This is a genomic window from Streptococcus sp. Marseille-Q5112, from assembly GCF_916700555.1.
GTDB lineage: Bacteria > Bacillota > Bacilli > Lactobacillales > Streptococcaceae > Streptococcus > Streptococcus symci.
This window is the reverse complement of the sequence record NZ_CAKAKP010000001.1, coordinates 322050-348039: the sequence shown is the minus strand read 5'-3', so window position 1 is coordinate 348039 and position 25990 is coordinate 322050. Positions and strand designations below refer to the sequence as shown.

24 protein-coding genes, 1 tRNA gene and 1 riboswitch are annotated in these 25990 nt (G+C 39.7%); of the genes, 20 read left to right on the top strand and 5 right to left on the bottom strand.

Features of this window, described 5'->3' with window-relative positions:
• Window positions 1–118: 118 nt before the first annotated feature.
• Together adcAII and LG372_RS01775 are read left to right on the top strand one after the other, a co-directional pair.
• The gene (gene adcAII, locus LG372_RS01780; protein WP_413252009.1) at window positions 119–1009 is read left to right on the top strand and encodes a zinc-binding lipoprotein AdcAII; all 891 of its coding nucleotides are present in this window, start codon (window positions 119–121) and stop codon (window positions 1007–1009) included.
• 7 nt (window positions 1010–1016) lie between these two features.
• The gene (locus LG372_RS01775; RefSeq protein WP_225741976.1) at window positions 1017–4604 is read left to right on the top strand and encodes a pneumococcal-type histidine triad protein; all 3588 of its coding nucleotides are present in this window, start codon (window positions 1017–1019) and stop codon (window positions 4602–4604) included.
• Window positions 4605–4640: 36 nt separating this feature from the next.
• Here LG372_RS01775 and pepT read toward each other — a convergent pair whose 3' ends face one another.
• Complete coding sequence (pepT, locus tag LG372_RS01770) at window positions 4641–5864, bottom strand: peptidase T (RefSeq protein ID WP_225741975.1); 1224 nt, start codon at window positions 5862–5864, stop codon at window positions 4641–4643.
• Between the two features lie 153 nt (window positions 5865–6017).
• Here pepT and hemH point away from each other — a divergent pair, with 153 nt between their 5' ends.
• Window positions 6018–7112 (top strand): ferrochelatase, encoded by a 1095-nt coding sequence (gene hemH, locus LG372_RS01765; RefSeq protein WP_061589698.1) that lies wholly within the window; start codon window positions 6018–6020, stop codon window positions 7110–7112.
• Between the two features lie 41 nt (window positions 7113–7153).
• Here hemH and mscL read toward each other — a convergent pair whose 3' ends face one another.
• A complete protein-coding gene (gene mscL, locus LG372_RS01760; protein WP_000910205.1) occupies window positions 7154–7534 on the bottom strand; it encodes a large conductance mechanosensitive channel protein MscL in 381 nt (126 codons plus the stop codon).
• Between the two features lie 77 nt (window positions 7535–7611).
• On the bottom strand, window positions 7612–8049 hold the full coding sequence (locus LG372_RS01755; RefSeq protein WP_225741974.1) for a GtrA family protein: 438 nt from the start codon (window positions 8047–8049) through the stop codon (window positions 7612–7614).
• A 28-nt stretch (window positions 8050–8077) separates the two neighbouring features.
• A riboswitch (PreQ1 riboswitch) is annotated at window positions 8078–8175 on the top strand.
• On the opposite strand from LG372_RS01755, the gene LG372_RS01750 reads away from it, so the two are divergent.
• The 4 genes from LG372_RS01750 (at window position 8173) to dapA (ending at window position 11303) form a co-directional block, all read left to right on the top strand.
• Window positions 8173–8682 carry a QueT transporter family protein gene (locus LG372_RS01750; protein ID WP_000737072.1) on the top strand — a complete coding sequence of 170 codons (510 nt, stop codon included), beginning with the start codon at window positions 8173–8175 and terminating at the stop codon, window positions 8680–8682. (Overlaps the previous riboswitch by 3 nt.)
• Window positions 8683–8781: 99 nt before the next feature.
• Window positions 8782–8854: transfer RNA gene (locus tag LG372_RS01745), tRNA-Thr, on the top strand.
• Between the two features lie 380 nt (window positions 8855–9234).
• Window positions 9235–10311 carry an aspartate-semialdehyde dehydrogenase gene (locus LG372_RS01740; protein ID WP_000542464.1) on the top strand — a complete coding sequence of 359 codons (1077 nt, stop codon included), beginning with the start codon at window positions 9235–9237 and terminating at the stop codon, window positions 10309–10311.
• Between the two features lie 56 nt (window positions 10312–10367).
• A complete protein-coding gene (gene dapA, locus LG372_RS01735) occupies window positions 10368–11303 on the top strand; it encodes a 4-hydroxy-tetrahydrodipicolinate synthase (RefSeq protein ID WP_225741973.1) in 936 nt (311 codons plus the stop codon).
• Between the two features lie 44 nt (window positions 11304–11347).
• Here the strand turns inward: dapA and mnmE are convergent, their stop codons facing one another.
• Together mnmE and LG372_RS01725 are read right to left on the bottom strand one after the other, a co-directional pair.
• A complete protein-coding gene (gene mnmE / locus LG372_RS01730; protein WP_225741972.1) occupies window positions 11348–12721 on the bottom strand; it encodes a tRNA uridine-5-carboxymethylaminomethyl(34) synthesis GTPase MnmE in 1374 nt (457 codons plus the stop codon).
• Window positions 12722–12858: 137 nt separating this feature from the next.
• Window positions 12859–13041, bottom strand: a complete 183-nt coding sequence (locus tag LG372_RS01725; RefSeq protein WP_225741971.1) for a 4-oxalocrotonate tautomerase — start codon at window positions 13039–13041, stop codon at window positions 12859–12861.
• Between the two features lie 122 nt (window positions 13042–13163).
• Between LG372_RS01725 and LG372_RS01720 the strand changes: the two genes are divergently transcribed.
• The 13 genes from LG372_RS01720 to msr(D) all read left to right on the top strand — a co-directional run bounded on the left by LG372_RS01720 (window position 13164) and on the right by msr(D) (window position 25945).
• Window positions 13164–13754, top strand: a complete 591-nt coding sequence (locus tag LG372_RS01720) for a thymidine kinase (RefSeq protein ID WP_000068125.1) — start codon at window positions 13164–13166, stop codon at window positions 13752–13754.
• Window positions 13751–14830, top strand: coding sequence for a peptide chain release factor 1 (prfA, locus tag LG372_RS01715; RefSeq protein WP_001028815.1), 1080 nt, complete (start codon window positions 13751–13753; stop codon window positions 14828–14830). The genes LG372_RS01720 and prfA overlap by 4 nt, the downstream gene beginning before the upstream one ends.
• Window positions 14830–15666 carry a peptide chain release factor N(5)-glutamine methyltransferase gene (prmC, locus tag LG372_RS01710; RefSeq protein WP_225741970.1) on the top strand — a complete coding sequence of 279 codons (837 nt, stop codon included), beginning with the start codon at window positions 14830–14832 and terminating at the stop codon, window positions 15664–15666. The genes prfA and prmC overlap by 1 nt, the downstream gene beginning before the upstream one ends.
• Complete coding sequence (locus LG372_RS01705) at window positions 15650–16252, top strand: L-threonylcarbamoyladenylate synthase (protein ID WP_225741969.1); 603 nt, start codon at window positions 15650–15652, stop codon at window positions 16250–16252. Before prmC ends, LG372_RS01705 begins: the two co-directional genes overlap by 17 nt.
• A 1-nt stretch (window position 16253) precedes the next feature.
• Entirely contained in the window at window positions 16254–16685 is a 432-nt protein-coding gene (locus LG372_RS01700) for a GNAT family N-acetyltransferase (protein ID WP_225741968.1), read from the top strand.
• Between the two features lie 59 nt (window positions 16686–16744).
• Entirely contained in the window at window positions 16745–18001 is a 1257-nt protein-coding gene (glyA, locus tag LG372_RS01695; RefSeq protein ID WP_225741967.1) for a serine hydroxymethyltransferase, read from the top strand.
• A gap of 7 nt (window positions 18002–18008) precedes the next feature.
• Window positions 18009–18983, top strand: coding sequence for a nucleoid-associated protein (locus LG372_RS01690; protein WP_225741966.1), 975 nt, complete (start codon window positions 18009–18011; stop codon window positions 18981–18983).
• Window positions 18983–19597, top strand: a complete 615-nt coding sequence (gene pmp23 / locus LG372_RS01685; protein WP_060805440.1) for a cell wall hydrolase Pmp23 — start codon at window positions 18983–18985, stop codon at window positions 19595–19597. Before LG372_RS01690 ends, pmp23 begins: the two co-directional genes overlap by 1 nt.
• 73 nt (window positions 19598–19670) lie before the next feature.
• Window positions 19671–20645, top strand: a complete 975-nt coding sequence (locus LG372_RS01680) for a DUF1002 domain-containing protein (RefSeq protein ID WP_225741965.1) — start codon at window positions 19671–19673, stop codon at window positions 20643–20645.
• A gap of 73 nt (window positions 20646–20718) precedes the next feature.
• A complete protein-coding gene (gene rlmD / locus LG372_RS01675; RefSeq protein ID WP_225741964.1) occupies window positions 20719–22074 on the top strand; it encodes a 23S rRNA (uracil(1939)-C(5))-methyltransferase RlmD in 1356 nt (451 codons plus the stop codon).
• Window positions 22075–22588: 514 nt separating this feature from the next.
• Window positions 22589–22759, top strand: coding sequence for a hypothetical protein (locus LG372_RS01670; RefSeq protein ID WP_000873143.1), 171 nt, complete (start codon window positions 22589–22591; stop codon window positions 22757–22759).
• Between the two features lie 385 nt (window positions 22760–23144).
• A complete protein-coding gene (gene mef(A) / locus LG372_RS01665) occupies window positions 23145–24362 on the top strand; it encodes a macrolide efflux MFS transporter Mef(A) (RefSeq protein WP_000417519.1) in 1218 nt (405 codons plus the stop codon).
• A gap of 119 nt (window positions 24363–24481) precedes the next feature.
• Window positions 24482–25945, top strand: a complete 1464-nt coding sequence (msr(D), locus tag LG372_RS01660) for an ABC-F type ribosomal protection protein Msr(D) (RefSeq protein ID WP_000420313.1) — start codon at window positions 24482–24484, stop codon at window positions 25943–25945.
• Window positions 25946–25990 lie beyond the last annotated feature (45 nt).

The window sequence follows — 25990 nt, the reverse complement described above, 5'->3', positions numbered from 1 at the left end:
AAATTGTGTAAAAATTCTTGACATATTTTCTAAATAAAGATAAACTATTTACTAGTTAATTAAATGGTTAAACACTAGTTAAGGAGTTATAGTGAAAAAGAGGACGATTTTAGTATTGATGACCAGTGTATTGGTTCTGGTATTAGCTGCTTGTGGCCAAAAGGAAAGCCAGTCAGGTAAAGGGATGAAAATTGTGACCAGTTTTTATCCTATCTATGCCATGGTCAAGGAAGTATCTGGTGACTTGAATGATGTTCGAATGATTCAGTCAAGTAACGGAATTCACTCCTTCGAACCTTCAGCAAATGATATTGCAGCCATCTATGATGCAGATGTATTTGTTTACCATTCGCATACGCTCGAATCTTGGGCAGGAAGTCTGGATCCCAATCTAAAAAAATCCAAAGTTAAGGTTTTAGAGGCTTCAGAAGGAATGACATTGGACCGTGTTCCTGGATTAGAAGACGTGGAAGCAGGTGATGGAGTTGATGAAAAAACGCTTTACGATCCTCACACTTGGCTAGATCCTGAAAAAGCTGGCGAAGAAGCTCAGATTATCGCTGATAAACTTTCAGAGGTGGATAGTGAACATAAAGAAACTTATCAAAAAAATGCGCAAGCCTTTATCAAAAAAGCTCAAGAATTGACTAAGAAATTCCAGCCTAAATTTGAAAAAGCGACTCAGAAAACATTTGTAACCCAACATACAGCCTTTTCTTATCTAGCTAAGCGATTTGGACTCAATCAACTTGGAATCGCAGGTATCTCTCCAGAACAAGAACCAAGTCCAAGACAACTAACAGAAATTCAGGAATTTGTTAAGACCTATAAGGTTAAAACAATTTTTACAGAAAGTAATGCTTCTTCAAAAGTAGCTGAAACTCTTGTCAAATCAACAGGTGTGGGTCTAAAAACTCTGAATCCTTTAGAGGCAGACCCACAAAATGACAAGACTTACCTAGAAAACCTAGAAGACAATATGAGTATTTTAGCAGAAGAATTGAAATGAGGAGATTATGAAAATAAATAAGAAGAAACTTGCTGCTGGTGCAGCTGTCGTCCTTTCTTTAAGTCTGTGTATTTATGCATTGAATCAACATCAGACAGGAGAGAATAAAGATACGAATCGTGTATCTTATGTCGATGGGAAACAAGACACTCAAAAAACAGAGACACAAACACCAGATCAAGTCAGCAAAAAAGAAGATATCCAGGCTGAACAGATTGTTGTGAAAATCACTGATCAAGGTTATGTGACTTCACACGGTGATCATTTCCATTATTATAATGGGAAAGTTCCTTTTGATGCGATTTTCAGTGAAGAACTTTTGATGAAAGATGCCAATTATCAACTTAAAGACGCTGATGTTGTTAACGAAATCAAAGGTGGTTACATTATCAAGGTGGATGGTAAGTATTATGTTTACCTTAAGGATGTGGCACATGCGGATAACGTTCGTTCGAAGGACGAAATTGAACGCCAAAAACAAGGTCATACTCACGATGCACCAACATCTAATAGTGCAGTGGCGCTTGCTCAATCTCAAGGTCGCTATACTACTGATGATGGCTACATCTTTAATGCATCTGATATTATAGAGGATACTGGTGATGCTTATATCGTCCCTCACGGAGGACATTACCACTACATTCCAAAGAGTTCCTTGTCTGCTAGTGAATTGGCTGCAGCACAAGCTTACCTCTCTGGAACTAGAAATCAGCCTAGTGTGACTGACTATCGTCCAAGTAAAAATGGGACTGGTCAAGCTACCAAGCCTATTCAACAGGCTGAAATACCAAGTAATAAATCCGAGAGTCTTCAAAGTCTATTACAGCAGCTTTATGCTCTTCCAAGTACTCAACGATATACTGAATCGGATGGTTTGACTTTTGACCCTGCTAAGATTTCAAGCAGAACACCAAGTGGTGTAGCGATTCCTCATGGAAATCACTATCATTTCATTCCATATACAAAGCTTTCTGCATTAGAAGAAAAGATTGCGAGAATGATTCCTCTAACTAGTGACAGTGAGAAACCAACACCATTGGAGAATCCAAGAAAACCAGCAGAAAAACCTACTCAGCAAAACCATCATCATGAGCAAGACGGTGACCATGGAAGTCAGGCACCTAAGCATGACGAACATAAACATGACGCTCATCATGATGAAGACCATGATCATGGTTTTGATGCCAATCGTGTCATCAGTGAGGATGATCAAGGCTTTGTCATGTCACACGGTGATCATAATCATTACTTCTTTAAGAAAGATTTGACAGCAGAGCAAATTAAGGCCGCCCAAAATCATCTGAAAAGTAAAACGCCATCAGTACCAAGTCCAGCCCATGAAGATTACGATGAAGATACACACGGTCATCACCATGACGAACATGGCCATGATTTTGATGTCAATCGAATTATCAGTGAAGATGCGGCAGGCTTTGTCATGACTCATGGTGACCACAATCATTACTTCTTTAAGAAGGATCTAACACCAGAACAAATCAAGGACGCGCAGGATCATTTGAGAGGTAAAACGCCAGTAACACCAAGCCCAGCCCATGATGATGAACACGATAACGATAATCATGGCCATAAACATGATGAAGACCATGATCACGGTTTTGATGCTAATCGTGTCATCAGTGAGGATGAACAAGGATTTGTCATGAGTCATGGTGACCACAATCATTACTTCTTCAAGAAAGATTTGACAGCAGAGCAAATTAAGGCAGCTCAGGATCATTTGAAAACACATCATGATGCGGAGCCTGTAAAACCTCTTGCTAAAACGGTAGAGTCTTTCTCAAGAGATGCTAGCGATGAAGAAAAGATTGCTTATATTTCTAAAACATACGGAGTTCCACTTGAAGCGATTAGAATTTCAAACGGATTCTTTGTCTTTGGAAATCCAGACCAAGCCTACGATCCAACTCATATCCATCCATATGCTGTTCGTAAGGAACATGTGCGTCTTCCGCTACAAACTGGCAATCCAGAACTTGATTTCCTAAATGAACTCTATACCACTGCTTTGCGAGATGGTGTGTCTCCGTATAGCTTACAGGTAGAAAATGGTAGTTTTGTGATTCCTCATGGCGACCACAATCACTACATCAAGGTTCAAACGAAGGGCTATGAAGTAGCTTTGAAAAACAAGATTCCATCCCTACAATCCAACTATCAACCTGGAGCTTTTGATGAGAAGGCAGTTTTGGCAAAAGTAGATCAACTTCTAGCTGATAGCAGAAGTATCTACAAAGACAAGCCTATCGAACAAAGACAGATTGAGTTAGCCTTAGGACAGTTTACTGAAAACATGAAGAAACTGGCAACTAACTCTACAGCAGGTTATCTTGCAACACTTGATCTCTTTGATAAGCAATATATCCATATTGATGAAAGTGTCAAACCAGTTGAAACAAGTCCATTAGACAAGAAATATCAAGCCTTGATTGATAAAATCAATACACTAGATACAGATTCTTATGGACTTCCTAAGAAAGACCTTCTGGTTCGACTCCAAGAAGCTAAATTGGCTAAAGATGAGGCTACTTTAGCAGCGGTTGAATCACAACTTCAAGCTCTTCAAGACTTTAATGATCGAACAGGTGTTACAACTGTAGAATACATCAAGTATTTCTACGAACATGTAAATGACGGTCGTTTGAGTGATGAACTTCGTAATAAAGTGGCTCAGTTGACTTGGACCTTGTATCAATCTCAATCCTTCCTTAAGGCAGCAGAATTGAACAAATTATTCCCAAGTATCTATCAAGCAAAACAAGAAGTAGAAGAAGCTTTGAAAGCTCAACCAACTACTGCTAAATCGACTAAGACAGTTCTAGATACTGAAAAAGTAGATAACCAAACTGCTAAGACAGCTATTTATGGCTTCTTGAAAGAATTGTACGGAGACTTCATGCCTGAAGAACATGTCAATCATGTTAGCAAGGAAGAAGTAGAAAGTCTCTTGAGCAAGGCAACTCAACTCTTGGAACAAATCCAAGAAGAAGGAATCAGACAATCCTTGGCAGAAGAAGTAGAAAATCTCAAAGCTGCTACAAACAAGGTTGATGCAGACTTGGATGAAGTAAACAGCCAGGTAAAAGATGTCTTGACTCGTATCGCTAGCGCCCTTCAACAAGAGAAGGAAAATGCAGAGCAAGATCCTCAGACACTTGTACTCTATCAAAAACTTTACGATATCCTCATGTCACTTCACGCATACTTAGAAAACAATAAGGGTTCTGATGCCGACTTTGATAAAGTGGATGCATTACTAGATCAACTTTCTGCTAAGAGTAAGGATAAAGCTGCTTTACTTGAATTGACAAAAACTATCCTAGTCTTGAATCAAGAAATCAAGTCAAAAGCTAGCGCAAGTGAAGAAGCAAGTCCAGCAACAAATGCTGAAGCAAATACTGATAAGACCAGTCCCGAAACAGAAACATCAACAGCTGAGAAATCTAACAGTGAAACTGCAAGCAACGAAAACAAAGCAAGCAACACAATCGATTCTAAACCTGCTGAATTAGCTTCAGAAAAGGAAACAACAGAATCTACAACAAGTACTGGAAATCAAGACAAACCTGCTGAATAACTAAAAAAGACGAGGTAGCTGAGCTACCTCGTCTTTTTAGTCTTTATAAGCTACGATACCAATGATGGTATCAACTGCACGTTCCATGGTCTGAAGACTGACGTATTCAAAACGTCCATGCATATTCTCTCCACCCGCAAAGATATTAGGAGTTGGGATTCCCATAAAGGAAATCTTAGAGCCGTCTGTCCCTCCACGGATTGGTTCGATTATAGGAGTGATACCTAAATCTTCCATAACGGCTTTAGCAATGGTAATTGGAGTCATATCTTTTTCAATGACTTCTTTCATATTGTAGTACTGATCTGTCAAGTTTAGAGTGACACGGTCGCTACCAAGTTCTTGATTCATCTTATCAGTGATAGACTGCATAGCTGCTTTACGAGCTTCAAAGGCATCTTTTTCAAAATCACGAATGATGTAGCTTGCACGCGCCTCTTCGACACTACCTGTCACATCCATTAGGTGGTAGAAGCCTTGGTAACCTTCTGTTAACTCAGGTCGGTCATTCTCTGGAAGTTGATTATGAAAATCAATTGCTAGCTGAAGGGCATTGACCATCTGATCTTTGGCGGTACCAGGGTGGACATTGCGTCCTTGGAAATGCAATTCAGCCCCAGCTGCTGAGAAAGTCTCGTACTGAAGTTCTCCGAGAGGTCCGCCATCTACAGTATAGGCAAAATCAACATCAAAATCTTCTGCATCAAATTTATTAGCACCAACACCGATTTCCTCATCTGAACCAAAACCAACACGAATCTCACAGTGTTTGATTTCAGGATGAGCAGTCAGATATTCAATGGCAGTCATAATCTCAGCAATTCCTGACTTGTCATCAGCACCTAGTAAGGTTGTTCCATCGGTTGTGATGAGGGTTTGTCCTGGATATTTTTCAAGACTCTTGAAGTCGGCTGGATCGAGTTTGAAACCAGAATTTCCAAGTTCAATCACACCACCATCGTAGTTTTCAATTACCTGTGGCTTGACTCCTTCGGCATTAAAGTCAGCAGTATCCATGTGGGAGATAAAGCCAATTTTACGTGTTAATGATGGATCATTGGCTGGTAAGGTCCCAATTGCAAAACCATTTGGTAGATAATAAACATTTTGTAATCCAACACGTTTCATTTCAGGAATAAGGATATTTGTAGCAAAATCTACCTGACTCTGTGTACTTGGAGTAGTAGTAGAGTGTTCATCAGAGCGCGTGTTGACCTTAACGTAGGTTAAGAAGCGGTCCAAGAGATTGGGATAAGTCATAAAAAACTCCTTTTGAATTCATTTTTTCCATTGTATCATAGAAAAGAGAGAAAAACAAAAGACAGAAGTTCGGGAAATTCACTATGTTGGCGTTTACTTATTATTGAATAAATGATAAAATAAACTTGATAAAAATATCACAAGGAAGCGATTATGAAAAAAGCAATTTTAATGATGACTTTCGGTTCGCCAGAAGAGATTACCTTTGAAGGTGTGGCTGATTTTTTCACAAATATTCGTCGCGGAGTGAGACCTCAAGACCACGAGATTCAAACACTCTATGATAATTATGTACTTATTGGAGGTACGCCTCTGCAAAGAATTACCCGTGAAGAGGTTGATTTGGTAGAAGCTAGGCTGGGAAATGAATACAGTGTCTATTTTGCCAATAAGTTTTCTAGACCCTTTATTCCAGATGTGATCGGTCAGATGGAAGCAGACGGCATTGAACAGTGTATCTGCTTGATTTTGGAGCCTCATTATTCTTTCTACTCTGTCATGGGCTATGAAAAATTTTTAGAAAGCAAACAAATTCAATTTTTGGTCATTAAGGACTGGTATCAAGAAGAAGCACTCTTAAACTATTGGGCGGATGAAATTGGTAAGATTTTAAAAGAAGAAGTAAAGCAGGATAGCTTTAAAGTCATCTTTTCAGCCCACAGTGTGCCCATTTTTGCCTTGGATTTTGGCGATCCTTATATCGATCAAATTTTTGAAAATAGCAAGCTAGTCGCTGAAAAGCTGGGTTTGAGTTCCGAGCAATATACTAACACTTGGCAAAGTGAAAGTGATATTGGGATTCCATGGATTAAGCCAGATGTCTTGGAGTATCTTAGAGAGCAGAAAGAACATCCAGACCATTATATTTTTGTTCCTATCAGCTTCATCAGCGAGCATATTGAAGTCTTGTTTGACAACGATGTGGAATGTTATGACTTGTGTCAGGAATTTGGGGTGAACTATCATCGTCCACCAATGCCAAATACAGATTCTCGTTTGATTGATGCCTTGGTCAATACAGTCAGAGCCAATGAACATCAAGAATTTAAGGAATTTCTCCCTGAAGAAGAAACCTTTGATGAGTTAGTTCCTTCGGATGAAACTAAAAATATCTTGGCCGAATCTCAAGATTTACAAATGCCGGAATTTGTGAAAAAACTGATTGAGAAAAAAGGTCGGGAAAATGTTAAGATGCCTTATCTTATTAAGAAAATGCTTGAAAAAGCAGGTAAGTTACCAAAAGAGTAAAGAAAAAAGGATTTAGCTTTGTGCTAGATCCTTTTAATTGATTATTTTTTCTCAAGAAGAGCTTTGATCTCTTGAAGTACTTCCAACTCAGTTGGACCAGCTGGAGCTTCCTCAGCAGCTTCTTCTTTCTTAGTAAGGCTTTGAGCTTTTTCAATTCCTTTGATAACGAAGAAGAGAACAGTACCGATAACTAGGAAGTTGATAACAGCACTCAAGAATTTACCATATGTAACACCATTCCAAGCAAGCTCAGCGATGTTTTGTACTTTCGCAGCTTCCAAGGCTGGATTCAAAATAAGTGGGGTGATGATATCGTTAACAAGTGATGTAACGATTGCACCAAAAGCAGTAGCAATGATTACACCGACAGCAAGGTCAACAACATTACCACGAAGTAAAAATGCTTTAAGATCTTTTAACATTTTCATAATTTCCTTTCCATAATTTTAAATTTATTATAACTCAATTACAAATAAATTGCAAGATTAATGCTTGAAATTTACCTTGTTTTCTTAAAAATATACAATTTACTTAAAAAATAATTTAACATAATAATAGCAATTTGAGCCGATAAAGTCTCAATCTCATTAACTAAGTCCAGATTATTGTTAACGAACCGTCCAATGATTTCTGGAAAACGTGTAACAAAAATAAAAGTCAAGACAAGGTCAAGACCAAAAGTGAAGAGACGTGCTAGAGTAAATTTTACTAAACGTCTTGACCAATTCTTCCTAGCTTGCTTAAATACAAGTCTATCATTTGTAATAAATGCAAAGAGGATACTGATAATATTTGCCAAGGCAGTCGCAAGGAGTTCTTGATGACTTAGTTGATAAATGACTAATCGGGATAGGATAGCTATAAGAGTAGTCGCTATACCAAAAAAGAGATAAGCAAAGAGTTCATTATCTAAGAGACATTGAATACGTTTTTTCATGCTTTTAGTATAGCATAAAGCAGGCTATTGTGCTATACTAGTAAGGTTGATTCAAGCAACCCTTGGTGCTTAGCTTCTTTCACCAAGCATATTACACGCGGACAACCCGCCAAAGGAGAAAAGATGAAAAAATTAACTATTCGTGATGTAGCAGATATTGCAATCGTTGCTGCTATCTATGTCGTTTTGACTGTCACACCACCTCTAAATGCCATTAGCTATGGTGCTTATCAGTTCCGTATTTCAGAAATGATGAACTTTATGGCTTTTTACAATCCTAAGTACATCATCGGAGTTACTATCGGTTGTATGATTGCTAATTTCTTTAGCTTCGGACTGCTAGATGTCTTTGTTGGTGGTGGATCAACCCTAGTATTCCTCAGTCTAGGTGTTTGGCTTTTTGCAAAATACAGTAAAGATTACCTCTTTAATGGATTAATTCGAAAAGATCATTTCTTCTTTTCAATCCTCTTTTCAATTTCCATGTTTACTATCGCTGCAGAGTTGAATATCGTAGCGCAATTACCATTTTTCCTTACTTGGTTTACAACAGGAATTGGTGAATTTGCCTCATTGATTATTGGCGCGATTATTATTGGTAAAATTGGTCGTCGAATTGATTTAAGCAAATAGAAGAAGATAAGCTAGGTAGCTCTTACCTGGCTTTTTCTTATGGAAAATATCTAAGGAAACTTGACAAGTTTTTCTAACTATAGTATACTTTTTAAGTAAGCTGATTTAGCTCAGTTGGCAGAGCGCATCCATGGTAAGGATGAGGTCGCCGGTTCAATCCCGGCAATTAGCATGATATTTACAGGGAAACTCTTGAACACAAGAGTTTTTTTCTTATGCTCGTGAGAAAAAATTCTGACTTTTATATAATAAAAGTCATCCTGCAAAAATTTACTATTGACAAAACTACTTATTTCAAGTAATATAATAGACGCGATGAGTCGATAGGTAGTCTTCGGACTACTATTGAGCATAAGGAGGTCATAACGCAGGAGCGGACCTTGATGAGTTGTGTGAACCTGCTCATCACATGAAGATGCCTCTTAGTCCCTAGTCTAGCGACTGGGGATTTTTATTTTCCAAAAAATGATGAAAAAGCTTTGCAATTCATGGAAAAAGTAGTATAATACATCTATTATAGAAATTTTTAGAAAATTCCGAAAGAGGTTATTTATGGGATATACAGTTGCTGTAGTCGGCGCGACAGGTGCTGTCGGAGCTCAGATGATAAAAATGTTGGAAGAATCAACACTTCCAATTGATAAAATTCGTTTACTTGCTTCTGCACGTTCAGCAGGCAAGACTTTGAAATTTAAAGATCAAGATATTACGATTGAAGAAACGACTGAAACAGCTTTTGAAGGAGTTGATATTGCTCTCTTTTCAGCAGGTGGTTCTACATCAGCTAAATATGCACCATACGCAGTTAAAGCTGGAGCGGTAGTAGTAGATAATACATCTTACTTCCGTCAAAATCCAGATGTTCCTTTGGTTGTTCCAGAGGTCAATGCTCATGCACTTGATGCCCACAACGGTATCATTGCCTGCCCTAACTGTTCAACAATCCAAATGATGGTGGCTCTTGAGCCAGTTCGCCAAAAATGGGGCTTGGACCGTATCATTGTTTCAACTTACCAAGCAGTTTCAGGTGCTGGTATGGGAGCAATTCTTGAGACACAACGTGAACTTCGTGAAGTTTTGAATGATGGTGTAACTCCACGTGATTTGCATGCCGAAATCTTGCCTTCAGGTGGTGACAAGAAACACTATCCTATCGCCTTCAATGCTCTTCCACAAATTGATGTATTCACTGACAATGATTACACTTACGAAGAGATGAAGATGACTAAGGAAACTAAGAAAATTATGGAAGATGACAGCATTGCAGTATCTGCAACTTGTGTGCGTATTCCAGTTTTGTCAGCTCACTCTGAGTCTGTTTACATCGAAACAAAAGAAGTGGCTCCAATCGAAGAAGTAAAAGCAGCTATCGCAGCCTTCCCAGGTGCTGTTCTTGAAGATGATGTGGCTCATCAAATTTATCCTCAAGCCATCAATGCCGTGGGTTCGCGTGATACCTTTGTTGGTCGTATCCGTAAAGACTTGGATGCAGAAAAAGGAATCCACATGTGGGTTGTTTCAGATAACCTTCTCAAAGGTGCTGCTTGGAACTCAGTTCAGATTGCTGAAACTTTGCACGAACGTGGCTTGGTCCGTCCAACGGCCGAATTGAAATTTGAATTAAAATAGTCATATTGTTTAGGAGTTCATATGAACTCCTTCTTTGAAATAGAGAGGTGTTTCTCATGTCTTATCAAGATTTAAAAGAGTGTAAAATCATCACAGCCTTTATTACTCCCTTCCACGAGGATGGTTCCATCAACTTTGATGCCATTCCAGCCTTGATTGAGCATTTGTTGGCGCATCATACGGATGGAATTCTTCTCGCAGGGACCACTGCTGAGAGTCCAACCTTAACCCACGATGAAGAGTTGGAACTGTTTGCAGCTGTACAGAAAGTTGTCAATGGGCGTGTTCCTTTGATTGCGGGTGTGGGTACCAATGATACGCGTGACTCTATCGAGTTTGTCAAAGAAGTTGCTGAGTTTGGTGGTTTTTCTGCTGGACTTGCAATCGTCCCTTACTACAATAAACCTTCTCAAGAAGGAATGTACCAGCACTTTAAAGCTATTGCTGATGCTTCTGACCTACCAATTATTATCTATAACATTCCAGGTCGTGTGGTTGTCGAATTAACTCCAGAAACTATGCTTCGCTTGGCTGACCATCCAAATATTATCGGTGTCAAAGAATGTACTAGCTTGGCTAATATGGCTTACTTGATTGAGCACAAGCCTGAAGAATTCTTGATTTATACAGGTGAGGATGGAGATGCTTTCCATGCCATGAACCTTGGTGCGGATGGAGTTATTTCTGTTGCCTCTCATACAAATGGGGATGAAATGCACGAGATGTTTACTGCCATTGCAGAAAGCGATATGAAGAAAGCGGCAGCTATTCAGCGTAAATTTATTCCTAAGGTTAATGCCCTCTTCTCATATCCAAGTCCTGCTCCTATCAAGGCCGTTCTCAACTATATGGGATTTGAAGCTGGTCCAACTCGTCTACCTCTTGTTCCAGCACCAGAAGAAGATGCCAAACGCATTATCAAGGTTGTCGTAGATGGCGACTACGAAGCAACCAAGGCAACTGTAACAGGGGTCTTAAGACCAGATTACTAATAAAGACAATAAAATCCATGACCGATTGAACGATCATGGATTTCTTATTTTCCTAAACAGAATTGGCTAAAGAGTTGGGTGATGAGCTCATCTGGAGCAGCATCTCCAGTGATTTCTCCTAGAATTTCCCAAGTACGAGTCAAGTCAACTTGAAGCAAGTCAACTGGCATACCTAGTTCCAGCCCTTCATTAACAGCCTGTAGGCTTTCAACAGCCTTCTCAATCAAGGAAATATGACGGGCGTTTGACAAGTAAGTAGCATCTTGCTCAACCAAACCAGCATTTTCAAAGAAGAGGTTGTTGATTCTCTCTTCAATCTTATCGATGTTTTGGTTTTTAAGGACTGAAATACGAATAACGTCTTCAGGTAGTTCCGAAGTTTCAATCGCTTCAGGAAGATCAGTTTTGTTAAGAAGAATAATACGGTTGGTTTCTTGGCTGATTTCTAGGAGTTGACGATCTTGGACTGTCAGAGGTTCACTGGCATTTAATACAAGTAGTACCAAGTCAGCTTCCTTGAGGGCTTTTTTCGAACGCTCAACACCGATTTGTTCTACAATATCATCTGTTTCACGAATACCGGCCGTATCAATCAATTTGAGAGGGACACCATTGATATTGACGTATTCTTCGATGACATCTCGAGTAGTACCAGCAATGTCTGTAACGATAGCCTTATCTTCACGCAAGAGGTTGTTGAGGAGGCTAGATTTTCCAACGTTAGGGCGTCCGATGATAGCAGTTGAAATTCCCTCACGAAGAATTTTACCGCGACGTGCTGTTCGAAGGAGGTTGGTTAGCAATTGCTCAAACTCCATAGTCTTCTCACGGACAACAGCAGTAGTGGCTTCCTCAACATCGTCGTACTCAGGATAATCAATGTTGACCTCGACTTGGGCAAGTGTATTGAGGATTTCTTGACGGGTATTGTTAATCAGGTCAGAAAGGGAGCCGTCTAATTGCTTAACTGCAATGTTCATGGCCTTGTCAGTCTTAGCACGGATGATATCCATCACTGCCTCAGCCTGTGTCAAGTCTACACGACCGTTTAAAAAGGCACGTTTGGTAAATTCACCAGGTTCTGCCAATCGAGCTCCTTCACGAATAGCTAGCTGGAGAATCTCATTGGTCACCGCAATCCCACCGTGGGTGTTAATCTCGATAATATCCTCACGAGTGAAGGTTTTTGGAGACTTCATAGCCCCAACCATAACCTCGTCCATGACTTTACCAGTCAGAGGATCAATAATGTGACCGTAGTTGAGAGTGTGACTGGCAACCTGACTCAATTCTTTTCCTTTAAAAATCTTTTGTGCAATAGCAAAACTTTCTGTTCCGCTCAGGCGGACAATACCAATAGCCCCTTCACCTAGTGGAGTAGAGATAGCAGCGATGGTATCAAATTCACGTGTAATCATAATATTTCCTTTAATTAATAGCTCTTTTCTTGGAAATTCTTCCAAGTATCCTTTCAAATTGTAACAAATTTAAACTATTTCTTCAATGGATGCCACTTGGAGATTGAAAAAGCCTAAGCAATTCTGCTTAAGCTAGCTTATTTGGTGCGCATTTCCCCTTGTGGGAAGTAGGTTCCTTTTGGCATGTCGTTGATGATGACATGGACAGCAGATTGAGGGGCTCCAGTATTACGGACAACGGCTTCCGTTACTTCCTTAGCAAGAGCTTTTTTTTGCTCGAGCGTGCGTCCTTCAAATAAATCGATGCGTACAAATGGCATAATGGCTTCCTCCACTAGTTTTGATTTCTTCTATTTTACCACATTTTGCCGTTTAAAGCTTAAGAAAATTATGATATACTAGAATGTAGCAAAAATTTAGAAATGGACGTGAAGCAAGAAACATGGCACAGTTGTATTATCGTTATGGGACCATGAACTCTGGAAAGACAATCGAGATTCTCAAGGTGGCCTATAACTATGAGGAGCAAGGAAAAGGTGTTGTGATTATGACTTCAGCTCTGGATACTCGTGACGGTGTTGGTTATGTGTCGAGTCGGATTGGTATGAAACGCCCTGCCATTGCGATTGAGGAAACGACGGATATCTTTGGCTATATCCGAGACCTACCAGAAAAGCCTTACTGTGTTTTGGTCGATGAAGCCCAGTTTCTTAAGCGTCACCATGTTTACGACCTGGCTCGTGTTGTTGACGAGTTAGACATACCTGTCATGGCCTTTGGTTTGAAAAATGATTTTCGCAATGAACTGTTCGAAGGTTCCAAGTATCTCTTGCTTTTAGCAGACAAGATTGACGAAATCAAGACCATCTGTCAGTATTGTAAGAAAAAGGCGACTATGGTGTTGCGTACACAGGATGGACTGCCCGTTTATGATGGTGAGCAGATTCAGATTGGTGGCAATGAAACCTATATCTCGGTTTGCCGTAAACATTATTTTGCGCCTGAAATCAATAAGGAGAATGAAGAAAAATGAACATCTATGATCAACTACAAGCTGTAGAAGACCGTTATGAAGAATTAGGAGAACTACTCAGTGACCCAGATGTGGTTTCGGACACCAAGCGTTTCATGGAACTTTCCAAAGAAGAGGCTTCTACTCGTGATACGGTAACAGCTTACCGTGAGTATAAACAAGTCCTTCAAAACATCGTTGATGCTGAAGAGATGATTAAGGAATCAGGCGGAGATGCGGACCTGGAAGAAATGGCCAAGCAAGAGCTCAAAGATGCCAAGGCTGAAAAAGAAGAATACGAAGAAAAACTCAAAATTTTGCTCCTTCCAAAGGATCCAAACGATGACAAGAACATCATCCTTGAAATTCGTGGAGCGGCTGGTGGTGACGAAGCGGCACTTTTCGCCGGGGACCTTCTAACTATGTACCAAAAGTATGCAGAAGCCCAAGGCTGGCGCTTTGAAGTCATGGAAGCTTCTATGAACGGTGTCGGTGGTTTCAAAGAAGTCGTTGCCATGGTTTCAGGTCAATCTGTTTACTCTAAGCTTAAGTACGAATCAGGTGCTCATCGTGTGCAACGTGTCCCTGTGACAGAAAGCCAAGGCCGTGTACATACTTCGACAGCGACAGTTCTTGTTATGCCTGAAGTTGAAGAGGTTGAATACGATATTGATCCAAAAGACCTTCGTGTTGACATCTACCACGCATCAGGTGCTGGTGGACAGAACGTCAATAAGGTTGCGACTGCCGTTCGTATCGTTCACTTGCCAACCAATATCAAGGTTGAGATGCAGGAAGAACGTACCCAGCAGAAAAATCGTGAGAAGGCCATGAAAATCATCCGTGCGCGTGTTGCTGACCACTTTGCACAAATTGCTCAGGATGAACAAGACGCTGAGCGTAAATCAACAATCGGTACTGGTGACCGCTCAGAACGTATTCGTACTTATAACTTCCCACAAAACCGTGTCACAGACCACCGTATCGGTTTAACCCTCCAAAAACTAGATACCATTTTGTCTGGTAAATTGGATGAGGTTGTGGATGCCTTGGTGCTCTATGACCAAACACAAAAATTAGAAGAATTAAACAAATAATGAAATTAGCTCAATTATTTTCAGATTTTGAAGAAGAGTTGATAAGACAAGGAGAGGAAGCTGAAAGCCTCTCTTTTGTCCATCGTAGCCTGAAAAATCTATCTTTTACGGACTTTGTCTTTGCTCTTCAGCAGGAAGTGACGGAAGAGGAAGAAGTATTTGTAAAAGGAATTTTCCAACAGTTAGCAGCTCATAAACCGGCACAGTACATCATTGGACAGGCAGATTTTTATGGAATGCAGTTACAAGTTGATGAGCGAGTATTAATCCCTCGTCCAGAGACAGAGGAGTTGGTGGAGCTTATCCTGGGTGAAAATCCTGAGACGAATCTTTCAGTTCTGGATATTGGAACAGGTAGTGGAGCTATTGCTCTCGCCTTAGCAAAAAACAGACCAAATTGGTCAGTAACAGCAGCGGATATTTCCCAAGATGCTTTAGATTTAGCTAGCGAAAATGCTAAAAATCAAAATCTTCAAATATTTTTAAAAAAATCTGACTGTTTTACAGAAATTTCTGAAAAATATGATATAATTGTTTCCAATCCACCCTATATCTCTCGTGAAGATGAGTCAGAGGTGGGTTTGAATGTTTTGCATTCAGAACCTCGTCTAGCTCTCTTTGCAGATGAGGATGGTCTAGCTATTTACCGTAGAATTGCGGAAGATGCAAAAGACTATCTCAAAGATGGTGGTAAGATTTACCTTGAAATTGGATACAAGCAAGGTCAAAGTGTTCCTGAACTCTTTAGGAAACATCTTCCTGAAAAACGAGTACGAACACTCAAGGACCAATTTGGTCAAGATAGGATGGTCGTGGTTGATGATGGACAGGATTAGACAAGAGTTGGAAAATGGTGGAGCGGTCGTTCTACCTACTGAGACAGTTTACGGTCTCTTTGCCAAGGCTCTAGACGAAAAAGCAGTTGATCATGTATACCAGCTCAAACGTCGTCCAAGAGACAAGGCACTCAATCTCAATATCGCCTCTCTAGAGGACATCTTGCATTTTTCTAAGAATCAGCCAACTTATCTACAAAAACTTGTAGAGACCTTTTTACCAGGTCCCTTAACCATCATTCTAGAAGCCAATGACCGAGTTCCCTATTGGGTCAATTCTGGTCTTGCAACTGTTGGATTTCGGATGCCGAGTCATCCCATTACCCTTGATTTGATTAGAGAGATAGGACCTCTGATTGGGCCGTCTGCTAATATCTCAGGTCATGCAAGTGGAGTGACCTTTGCTCAAATTCTAGAGGATTTTGACCAAGAGGTTTTGGGTTTGGAAGACGATTGTTTTCTAACTGGGCAGGATTCAACTATTTTGGATTTGTCTGGAGACAAGGTGAAAATCTTACGCCAAGGGGGCATTAAGCGAGAAGATATTCTTGCTCGGTTGTCAGAGATTTCTTTTGAGGAGGCTTAAAATGCTAAGAAATTTGCAAGAAACAGATGTGAAAGCTATATGTGACATCAACCAAGAGGCTTTGGGCTATTCTTTTAGTTCAGAGGAAACGGCTAGTCAACTAGCTAGACTATCTCAGGATTCACATCATTTCTTACTTGCTTATGAGGATGAATCTAGTCATGCCTTGCTTGGATATGTCCACGCTGAGGTCTATGAATCACTTTATTCTAAAGCAGGATTTAATATTTTAGCTTTAGCAGTTTCACCTCAAGCGCAAGGTCAAGGTATTGGTAAAAGCTTATTGCAAGGGTTGGAGCAAGAAGCAAAAAGACGTGGTTATGGGTTTATCCGTTTAAACTCTGCCGATCATCGTCTGGGTGCTCATGCATTTTATGAAAAAGTTGGTTATACTTGTGATAAAATGCAGAAACGGTTTATTCGCATCTTTTAGTTTATTTTCTTATTGAAAAACAAACTAATGGACCAGTCACACTATAAAGGAGAAGACCTATGATTTTTGACAAAGACGATTTTAAAGCATACGATGCTGATCTTTGGAATGCTATTGCCAAAGAAGAAGAACGCCAACAAAATAACATCGAGTTGATTGCTTCGGAAAACGTGGTTTCCAAGGCTGTTATGGCGGCTCAAGGGTCTATCTTGACAAACAAATATGCCGAGGGTTACCCAGGACGCCGTTATTATGGTGGAACTGATGTAGTAGACGTGGTAGAAACTCTTGCTATTGAACGCGCAAAAGAAATTTTCGGTGCAAAATTTGCCAATGTCCAACCTCACTCAGGAAGCCAAGCCAACTGTGCGGCTTACATGGCCTTGATTGAGCCAGGTGATACCGTTATGGGGATGGATTTGGCAGCAGGTGGACACTTGACCCACGGAGCTCCAGTTAGCTTCTCAGGTCAAACCTACAACTTCGTTTCTTATAGTGTGGACCCTGAAACGGAACTCTTGGACTTTGATGCTATCTTAAAACAAGCTCAAGAAGTAAAACCAAAATTGATTGTAGCAGGTGCTTCAGCCTATTCTCAAATTATCGATTTCTCAAAATTCCGTGAAATTGCTGATGCTGTTGGAGCTAAGCTCATGGTAGATATGGCTCATATTGCTGGTTTGGTTGCAGCTGGTCTTCACCCAAGTCCAGTGCCATACGCTCATATCACTACAACAACGACCCACAAAACTCTTCGTGGCCCACGTGGTGGTTTGATTTTGACCAATGATGAAGACTTAGCTAAGAAAATTAATTCAGCTATTTTCCCAGGTATTCAGGGTGGTCCTTTGGAGCATGTTGTGGCAGCTAAAGCTGTTTCTTTCAAAGAAGTCTTAGATCCAGCCTTCAAGGAATATGCTGCTAATGTTATCAAAAACAGCAAGGCTATGGCAGATGTCTTCTTGCAAGACTCTGATTTCCGTATTATTTCTGGTGGGACTGAAAACCATCTCTTCCTAGTGGATGTGACTAAAGTTGTAGAAAACGGCAAAGTTGCTCAAAACTTGCTGGATGAAGTCAATATTACCCTAAATAAAAACTCAATCCCTTACGAAAGCTTGTCACCATTCAAGACAAGTGGGATTCGTATCGGAGCAGCAGCTATTACTGCACGTGGATTTGGTGAAGAAGAAAGTCGCAAAGTGGCTGAACTTATCATTAAAACCCTTAAGAATGCAGGAAATGAAGCTGTCTTAGAAGAAGTGAGAAGTGCAGTTAAAGAATTAACAGATGCCTTCCCATTATACGAGGACTAAAACTTTTATGGACATTTATATTAAGAAAGCCATTATCCATCAGTTCAGTCCGGATGATACCGAGCTGTTCCTAGCGGATAAGTTTCTCAATATTACTCCAAAAATCGAAGAATACCTGCGTAGAAAAATTGAACGTGTGTATTCAGATGAAGCCAAGACTGGGATTTTCGAGGAAGAAAATCCCTTCTTCAATCACATCACTGACGATTTGTTGGAGACATCAATAACGCTGGCTAATCTCTGGAAAGAGGAGTTCAGCATTTCAGAAAACCTCAAGACCAATGACTTGATTTTTGTGCAATTTTCTAAAGAAGGCGTGGAACATTTCGCTTTCTTGCGAATTGCTCTGCGTGAGACCCTGACCCACCTCGGTGGCGAAGTTGATAATCCAATCAAGCTGACTCAGAATAACCTGCCTGGATTTGGAACGGGTGCTGATGAGGCCTTGGTGGTCAATCTTCAGAGTCGCAAGTACCATCTCATTGAAAAACGCATCAAGTACAATGGGACTTTCTTGAACTATTTTTCAGACAATCTTCTTGCCGTTTCCCCTAAGATTTCTCCCAAGAAATCTATCAAGGAACTGGAAAAAACGGCACAGCGAATTGCTGAGACTTTTAACACAGATGACTTTCAATTTCAATCCAAGGTCAAATCAGCTATTTTTAACAATCTGGAAGAAAGCAATGAATTGTCACCTGAAAAACTGGCCAATGATCTTTTTGATAACAATCTGACAGCTCGATTAAGCTTTATTGACCAAGTTAAAGAAGCTGTACCAGAACCTGTTCAATTTGATGAAATTGATGCCAGTCGTCAGCTTAAAAAATTTGAAAACCAAAAACTTTCCTTGTCAAATGGAATTGAGCTCATCGTTCCCAATAACGTCTATCAAGACGCTGAGTCTGTTGAGTTTATCCAAAACGACAATGGAACCTACTCTATCTTAATCAAAAATATCGAGGATATCCAAAGTAAATAATGTTTAAACGAATTCGAAGAGTGCTTGTACTAGCAGTCTTCCTTTTTGCTGGATATAAAGCTTACCGCGTTCACCAAGATGTCAAGCAAGTCATGACCTATCAACCCATGGTGCGAGAGATCTTGAGTGAAAAAGACACCCCAGCAAACGAAGAGCTTGTGCTCGCTATGATTTATACTGAAACAAAAGGAAAAGAAGGCGATGTTATGCAGTCTAGTGAGTCTGCAAGTGGTTCCACCAACACCATCAATGATAATGCCTCTAGCATTCGGCAAGGCGTTCAAACTCTGACAGATAATCTCTATCTTGCCCAGAAGAAGGGGGTAGATGTATGGACGGCTGTTCAAGCCTATAATTTTGGACCTGCCTATATCGATTTTATCGCCCAAAATGGTAAGAAAAACACCTTGGCTCTGGCCAAACAGTACTCTCGTGAGACTGTTGCTCCCTTGCTTGGTAATACCACTGGAAAGACTTATAGTTATATTCATCCCATTTCCATTTTTCATGGAGCCGAACTCTATGTAAATGGAGGGAACTATTATTATTCTAGACAGGTGCAACTCAACCTTTACATCATCAAATGTTTCACTCTCTTTTCGACATCTGGCTAGTCCAGATGTTTTTGTTATAAGTTTTCTTTAAGATAGATATATTACTCTAGAAAGGTAAAGGAGGAAAATCCCTATGAGAAAGAAACTCTTTCTGACTAGTGCTGCGGTATTGTTGGCAGTAACAGCTATGAATAGCGTCCATGCAGCAACAGATGTTCAAAAAGTTATCGATGAAACCTACGTCCAACCTGAATATGTCCTAGGTTCATCATTGTCTGAAGACCAAAAAAATCAAACCCTTAAAAAACTAGGCTACAATGCCTCAACAGACACAAAAGAACTCAAGACCATGACACCTGATGTCTATTCTAAGATTATGAATGTTGCCAATGACTCTAGCTTACAATTGTATTCATCAGCCAAGATTCAAAAACTAGGTGACAAATCACCACTTGAGGTCAAGATTGAAACACCAGAAAACATTACTAAGGTGACGCAGGATATGTACCGCAATGCAGCCGTAACTTTGGGTGTAGAACACGCCAAAATCACTGTAGCAGCACCTATTCCAGTTACAGGTGAGAGTGCCTTAGCCGGGATTTACTATTCGCTAGAAGCTAATGGAGCCAAGGTGCCACAAGCCAACAAAGATTTGGCTCAAGAAGAGTTGAAGGCTTTGTCCGATATCAATGCTGAAAACAAGGACAAAACTGGCTATGATGCTAATAAATTAAACGTTGCCCTAGCTGATATCAAGTCAGGACTCGCCAAAGCTAAAGAAAGCAAGGGAAATCTGACGGAGGAAGATGTCCGCAAAATCGTTGAAGATACCTTGAAAAATTATAAACTTGATCAGGTTATAACAGGAAACCAGATCAATATCATCATCAATTTTGCTTTGAATCTCTCAAAGAGTGATATCCTCAGCAATACAGACTTCACTAAAACCTTGAATGACCTTAAACAAAGCATCGTATCACAAGCTGGAGACAGTTTTAAAAATATCAACCTTAACTTTGATGCTGATAAGGCGCTAGAGGACGGCGGTAATTTCCTAAGCTCCCTCTGGCAAGCCATTGTCAACTTCTTCAAGAGTTTTGGTTCTTAAGAAATTTCATGGTATAATAGATGGTAACCGTAACGTTGCCGTCTTTTTTGTCGGCCGATAGAAAGAGAAAAGAATGTTAAAGAAAAATGATATTGTAGAAGTTGAAATTGTGGACTTGACCCATGAAGGTGCAGGAGTTGCCAAGGTGGATGGTTTGGTATTTTTTGTTGAGAATGCTTTACCGAGTGAAAAAATACTTATGCGAGTCCTCAAGGTTAATAAAAAGATTGGTTTTGGGAAGGTTGAAGAATACCTTGTTCAATCACCACACCGTAATCAAGATCTAGATTTGGCTTACCTGCGTTCAGGAATCGCGGATTTAGGTCATCTTGCCTATCCAGAACAGCTCAAATTTAAAACCAAGCAAGTTAAGGACAGTCTCTACAAGATTGCTGGAATTACTGATATAGAGGTTGCTGAAACGCTTGGTATGGAAAATCCAGTTAAGTATCGTAACAAGGCGCAGGTGCCTGTTCGTCGTGTTAATGGTGTCTTGGAAACAGGATTTTTCCGTAAGAATTCCCATGACCTCATGCCTCTAGAAGATTTCTTTATCCAAGATCCTGTGATTGATGAGGTAGTTGTAGCCCTACGCGACTTGCTCCGTCGTTATGATTTGAAACCTTATGATGAAAAGGAACAAGCTGGCTTGATTCGAAATCTTGTGGTGCGTCGCGGACACTATTCAGGACAAATCATGGTTATTTTAGTGACTACACGTCCTAAAATTTTCCGAGTGGAGCAATTGATTGAACAACTCATCAAGCAGTTCCCAGAGATTGTGTCTGTCATGCAGAATATCAACGACCAAAATACAAATGCGATTTTTGGTAAGGAGTGGCGCACACTTTATGGACAAGACTTTATCACTGATCAGATGTTGGGAAATGACTACCAAATCGCTGGACCCGCTTTTTACCAAGTCAATACTCAAATGGCAGAGAAGCTTTATCAAACAGCCATTGACTTTGCTGCATTAAAAGAAGACGATGTGATCATTGATGCCTATTCTGGTATCGGGACGATTGGTCTTTCTGTTGCGAAACATGTCAAGGAAGTCTATGGTGTCGAAGTGATTCCAGAAGCGGTTGAGAATAGCAAAAAGAATGCTCAGCTAAACAATATTTCAAATGCCCACTATGTTTGTGACACAGCTGAAAATGCTATGAAAAATTGGCTTAAAGATGGAATTCAACCAAGCCTTATACTAGTGGACCCACCAAGAAAAGGACTCACAGAAAGCTTTATCAAGGCAAGTAGCCAAACAGGAGCCGACCGCATCGCCTATATCTCATGTAATGTCGCCACCATGGCGCGTGATATCAAACTCTACCAAGAATTGGGATATGAGTTGAAGAAAGTTCAGCCAGTGGATTTATTTCCTCAAACGCATCATGTTGAGGCGGTAAGTTTGCTAGTCAAGGAGTAAAACGACGAAGATTAGCATTTACTTCCGCCCATGCGATAGCTGTCCGTGATTGACAAGTGCTAGCACGCAGACAGAACGGAGATAGCGAACCACTGAGTGTGTCGCTCTGCTCGTAAAAGCTTAGAAACCTTTGAACGAAAGGGATAATGAAAGCCTTGATTGCAAGGCTTTTTGCTTTATGGTGGGTAAGTATCAGAGTGAGAAAATTTTTGGAATGAGTAGAAGTGATAGCTAGAAATTATCAGTTTCTATTTCCATTTACCCTGTGGGTACGTGTTTGTTTCCATTGACAAGGAGTTTGTGGGAATAGAAATGTACCCACCTTGTTTGAATCAAGTGAAGTGTAGTTGAAGGAAATCTGTTGAAAGCAATACTTCATTTTACCGAATAAGTAATAATTTAGGCAACTTCAAATCGATTAAAAAAAACTATTTTAAAGGTTAAGAGTAGACAAAAATTGTCCACTCTTTTTTGCAAACTCAATTTATCAATAAATGAAATGAGGGAATGTAAAATGAAATATTTTGAGGTTGAGTTAGAAAATCCTGATGAATTTTTAAAACTACAAACAGAAGATTTTGTGAAAGCTAATCGCTTGCTACTAAGGAAGATAATCCAGAGCGTTACAGTCTATGAAGAAAACTTCGTCATATCCTTTAAATCTGGCATCGAATTGGAAGTATGAGTCTCATTCCATAACTTTTATATTGAACATATCATCTTGTTGTGTTATACTATAAATTGATATAAACAAAGATGTAGGAGGAACCGAAACTATGACAGCCTCAATGCGTTTAAGATAAGCTGGCAATAAAAAAAGCAGAATCTATACCCGATGATAGGCTTTTTTGTTGTGCTTATTTATACGATATTGAGCATTCATTAGTTACGGTGAGGATATTGGTTATTTAACTATACCTTTATTTAACTATGTCTTTAATATGAATGTTTCCAAATTGTATGTATGCAGACCAAAAGCCACATTGTGGGGTTTGGCCTGCATTTTTTATTGCCTAGAATGCTATTCAAAATAGAAATTCAAGCAAAATAATATGCAGGAGATAATATAAATGGAAAAATACAACAATTGGAAACGAAAATTTTATGCAATATGGGCAGGGCAAGCAGTATCATTAATCACTAGTGCCATCCTGCAAATGGCGATTATTTTTTACCTTACAGAAAAAACAGGATCTGCGATGGTCTTGTCTATGGCTTCATTAGTAGGTTTTTTACCCTATGCGATTTTGGGACCTGCCATTGGTGTGCTAGTGGATCGTCATGATAGGAAGAAGATAATGATTGGTGCCGATTTAATTATCGCAGCAGCTGGTGCAGTGCTTGCTATTGTTGCATTCTGTATGGAGCTACCTGTCTGGATGATTATGATAGTATTGTTTATCCGTAGCATTGGAACAGCTTTTCATACCCCAGCACTCAATGCGGTTACACCACTTTTAGTACCAGAAGAACAGCTAACGAAATGCGCAGGCTATAGTCAGTCTTTGCAGTCTATAAGCTATATTGTTAGTCCGGCAGTTGCAGCACTCTTATACTCCGTTTGGGATTTAAATGCTATTATTGCCATCGACGTATTGGGTGCTGTGATTGCATCTATTACGGTAGCAATTGTACGTATACCTAAGCTGGGTAATCAAGTGCAAAGTTTAGAACCAAATTTCATAAGGGAGATGAAAGAAGGAGTTGTGGTTCTGAGACAAAACAAAGGATTGTTTGCCTTATTACTCTTAGGAACACTATATACTTTTGTTTATATGCCAATCAATGCACTATTTCCTTTAATAAGCATGGAACACTTTAATGGAACGCCTGTGCATATTTCTATTACGGAAATTTCCTTTGCATTTGGGATGCTAGCAGGAGGCTTATTATTAGGAAGATTAGGGGGCTTCGAAAAGCATGTATTACTAATAACAAGTTCATTTTTTATAATGGGGACCAGTTTAGCCGTTTCGGGAATACTTCCTCCAAATGGATTTGTAATATTCGTAGTTTGCTGTGCAATAATGGGGCTTTCGGTGCCATTTTATAGCGGTGTGCAAACAGCTCTTTTTCAGGAGAAAATTAAGCCTGAATATTTAGGACGTGTATTTTCTTTGATCGGAAGTATCATGTCACTTGCTATGCCAATTGGGTTAATTCTTTCTGGATTCTTTGCTGATAAAATCGGTGTAAATCATTGGTTTTTACTATCAGGTATTTTAATTATTGGCATTGCTATAGTTTGCCAAATGATAACTGAGGTTAGAAAATTAGATTTAAAATAAACAATATTGGAGGAATATTTATGTATCTTATTTTCATGTAACTCTTCCTGCTAAAATCGCAGGGTTTTCCCTGCATACAAGCAAATGAAAGCATGCGATTATAGACAGGAGGAAATGTTATGGAATTAATATTAAAAGCAAAAGACATTCGTGTGGAATTCAAAGGACGCGATGTTTTAGATATAAATGAATTAGAAGTATATGATTATGACCGTATTGGTTTAGTAGGAGCAAATGGTGCTGGAAAAAGCACTTTACTCAGGGTACTTTTAGGAGAATTAACTCCCCCAGGATGTAAAATGAATCGTCTGGGTGAACTTGCCTATATTCCCCAGTTGGACGAAGTAACTCTGCAGGAGGAAAAAGATTTTGCACTTGTAGGCAAGCTAGGTGTTGAGCAATTAAATATACAGACTATGAGCGGTGGTGAAGAAACAAGGCTTAAAATAGCACAGGCCTTATCGGCACAGGTTCATGGTATTTTAGCGGATGAACCTACGAGCCATTTAGACCGTGAAGGAATTGATTTTCTAATAGGACAGCTAAAATATTTTACAGGTGCACTGTTAGTTATTAGCCATGACCGCTATTTTCTTGATGAAATAGTAGATAAAATATGGGAACTGAAAGATGGCAAAATCACTGAGTATTGGGGAAACTATTCTGATTATCTTCGTCAGAAAGAGGAAGAACGTAAGAGCCAAGCTGCAGAATACGAACAATTTATTGCGGAACGTGCCCGATTGGAAAGGGCTGCGGAGGAAAAGCGAAAACAGGCTCGTAAAATAGAACAGAAGGCAAAAGGTTCTTCAAAGAAAAAAAGTACTGAAGACGGAGGGCGTTTAGCTCATCAAAAATCAATAGGAAGTAAGGAAAAAAAGATGTATAATGCTGCTAAAACCCTAGAGCACAGGATTGCGGCCTTAGGAAAAGTAGAAGCTCCGGAAGGCATTCGCAGAATTCGTTTCAGGCAAAGTAAAGCATTGGAGCTCCATAATCCATACCCTATAGTCGGTGCAGAAATTAATAAAGTATTTGGGGATAAGGCTCTGTTTGAAAATGCATCTTTTCAAATTCCGTTAGGAGCAAAAGTGGCGTTAACTGGTGGTAATGGAATCGGAAAAACAACTTTAATCCAAATGATCTTAAACCATGAAGAAGGAATTTCTATTTCGCCTAAGGCAAAAATAGGTTACTTTGCACAGAATGGTTACAAGTACAACAGTAATCAGAATGTTATGGAGTTTATGCAGAAGGATTGTGACTACAATATATCAGAAATTCGTTCAGTGCTAGCATCTATGGGGTTCAAACAGAACGATATTGGAAAAAGTTTATCTGTTTTAAGCGGTGGAGAAATTATAAAATTGTTGCTTGCTAAAATGCTCATGGGTAGATATAACATCCTAATAATGGATGAACCCAGTAACTTCCTTGACATACCAAGTTTAGAGGCTTTGGAAATACTAATGAAGGAGTACACCGGAACTATCGTGTTTATCACCCACGATAAACGATTACTCGAAAATGTAGCAGATGTAGTTTATGAAATTAGAGATAAGAAAATAAATCTGAAACATTAAATTTAAGGTAGTCGCTGGTCAGTATAGTCTGTTCTGGTTGGCGAC